Source organism: Solitalea agri, from assembly GCF_023914155.1.
Taxonomy (GTDB): Bacteria; Bacteroidota; Bacteroidia; order Sphingobacteriales; family Sphingobacteriaceae; genus Solitalea; species Solitalea agri.
Window position 1 is genome coordinate 1 of the sequence record NZ_JAMWYS010000014.1, and the last position, 2,905, is coordinate 2,905.

General features: G+C 53.3%; 2 protein-coding genes. Both read left to right on the plus strand.

Annotation, left to right across the window (positions count from 1 at the left end):
* Positions 1–339: hypothetical protein (locus tag NF867_RS03755; protein ID WP_252586210.1), on the plus strand; the 339-nt coding region annotated here is incomplete at its 5' end.
* A gap of 47 nt (positions 340–386) precedes the next feature.
* The coding region (locus tag NF867_RS03760; protein ID WP_252586211.1) for a hypothetical protein at positions 387–2,905 on the plus strand (2,519 nt) is incomplete at its 3' end.

Here is a 2,905-nt window from a genome sequence, read left to right on the forward strand (position 1 = left end):
GTATCAGGTCCGTTTACATATACCATTAACTTAACCGGCGGATGCGGAACGGTATCTACCACCGGAACGATTAAAGTTCTTGACCCTATCACCTACACTTACAAATTCACCAACGTGGTTTGTAAGAATGAAACAACACCAACAGGGGCTATTATTGTAACGCCTGCTGGGGGATCAGGGAACTACAAGTTCATCTTGAAATTGAATGGAGTACAAATTGATACAGGAACGGGAACGGGTGTATTCACATTTGACAAGTTAGTTAGGGGATCATACTCTGTGGAAGTAGAAGATGCTACTTATGGTTGTCCAGGAACTTGTAATGGGCTAACTCCCTAATTAAGGTAGACCGGATGTGCATAAATAAATGATTTATCAAGCTTAGTATGAAGAATAATACGAATACAGCTAATAACGGAACAATTTGGTACAGCAATATTATTGTTGCTGTACTACTATTGTTTTGTGCTAATTATTCCTTCGGTCAATGTGCGATAGACATTAAAATGCCTCCAACGGCTTCTGTTTCACTCTCTCAGGCTGCAGCTTGTACTTCTCAACCTGTTAACTTAACAGTGAGCCTAACGAGTGATGATCTTTCTACTGTTGGCTCTCCTGAATGGGTATTTACCTATACTCAAAATGGAATAGATTTGGGTACAATCAATACCTCAAATCCATTACCTGTTGGGGTCTCAATCACTCGCACAGGAAAGAATGCAATTGTAATTATTCCTCTAAATCTTATAACCTCAGGTACTCATACTTTTGGAATTTCAATTTTAACTGATAACTGGTATCCAACCAGTCCAGCAGTAGATGCATGTAATTATAGCAGTACGGCAACCATAATTATAAATTCCGTACCAGCGGTTCCGACCCTGGCCTCAGCGGCAGCGACCTGCGCAGCCGACGGCAGCAGCTCGATCAGTAACTACAGTGCCTCGAACACCTATACCTTCACTCCGGCAGGTCCAACCGTGGATGCCACGGGAGCGATCAGTGGTATGGTGCTGGGCACCAGCTATACGGTAACAGCGGATAATGGCAACTGTACGTCATTGGCTTCGGCTTCGTTCAGCAATGCAGCGATGCTAGCGGCACCATCGGTTCCGACCCTGGCCTCAACGGCAGCGACCTGCGCAGCCGACGGCAGCAGCTCGATCAGTAACTACAGTGCCTCGAACACCTATACCTTCATTCCGGCAGGTCCTTCAGTGGACGCTACGGGAGCGATCAGTGGTATGGTGCTGGGCACCAGCTATACAGTAACAGCGGATAATGGCAACTGTACGTCATTGGCTTCGGCTTCGTTCAGCAATGCAGCGATGCTAGCGGCACCAGCGGTTCCGACCCTGGCCTCAACGGCAGCGACCTGCGCAGCCGACGGCAGCAGCTCGATCAGTAACTACAGTGCCTCGAACACCTATACCTTCACTCCGGCAGGTCCTTCAGTGGACCCTACGGGAGCGATCAGTGGTATGGTGCTGGGCACCAACTATACGGTAACAGCGGATAATGGCAACTGCACGTCATTGGCTTCGGCTTCGTTCAGCAATGCAGCGATGCTAGCGGCACCAGCGGTTCCGACCCTGGCCTCAACGGCCGCCACCTGCGCAGCCGACGGCAGCAGCTCGATCAGTAACTACAGTGCCTCGAACACCTATACCTTCACTCCGGCAGGTCCAACCGTGGACGCCACGGGAGCGATCAGTGGCATGGTGCTGGGCACCAGCTATACGGTAACAGCGGATAATGGCAGCTGCACGTCATTGGCTTCAGCTTCGTTCAGCAATGCAGCGATGCTAGCGGCACCGGCAGTACCGACCCTGGCCTCAACAGCAGCGACCTGCGCAGCCGACGGCAGCAGCTCGATCAGTAACTACAGTGCCTCGAACACCTATACCTTCACTCCGGCAGGTCCTTCAGTAGATGCCACGGGAGCGATCAGTGGCATGGTGCTGGGCACCAGCTATACGGTAACAGCGGATAATGGCAACTGCACGTCATTGGCTTCGGCTTCGTTCAGCAATGCAGCGATGCTAGCGGCACCATCGGTTCCGACCCTGGCCTCAACGGCCGCCACCTGCGCGGCAGACGGCAGCAGCTCGATCAGTAACTACAGTGCCTCGAACACCTATACCTTCACTCCGGCAGGTCCTTCAGTGGACGCTACGGGAGCGATCAGTGGTATGGTGCTGGGCACCAGCTATACAGTAACAGCGGATAATGGCAACTGTACTTCGGTAGCTTCAGCTTCGTTCAGCAATGCAGCGATGCTAGCGGCACCAGCGGTTCCGACCCTGGCCTCAACGGCCGCTACCTGCGCGGCAGACGGCAGCAGCTCGATCAGTAACTACAGTGCCTCGAACACCTATACCTTCACTCCGGCAGGTCCTTCAGTGGACGCTACGGGAGCGATCAGTGGTATGGTGCTGGGCACCAGCTATACGGTAACAGCGGATAATGGCAGCTGCACGTCATTGGCTTCGGCTTCGTTCAGTAATGCAGCGATGCTAGCGGCACCAGCGGTTCCGACCCTGGCCTCAACGGCCGCTACCTGCGCGGCAGACGGCAGCAGCTCGATCAGTAACTACAGTGCCTCGAACACCTATACCTTCACTCCGGCAGGTCCTTCAGTGGACGCTACGGGAGCGATCAGTGGCATGGTGCTGGGCACCAGCTATACAGTAACAGCGGATAATGGCAACTGTACTTCGATAGCTTCAGCTTCGTTCAGCAATGCAGCGATGCTAGCGGCACCAGCGGTTCCGACGCTGGCCTCAGCAGCAGCGACCTGCGCAGCCGACGGCAGCAGCTCGATCAGTAACTACAGTGCCTCGAACACCTATACCTTCACTCCGGCAGGTCCTTCAGTGGACGCTACGGGAGCGATCAGTGGCAT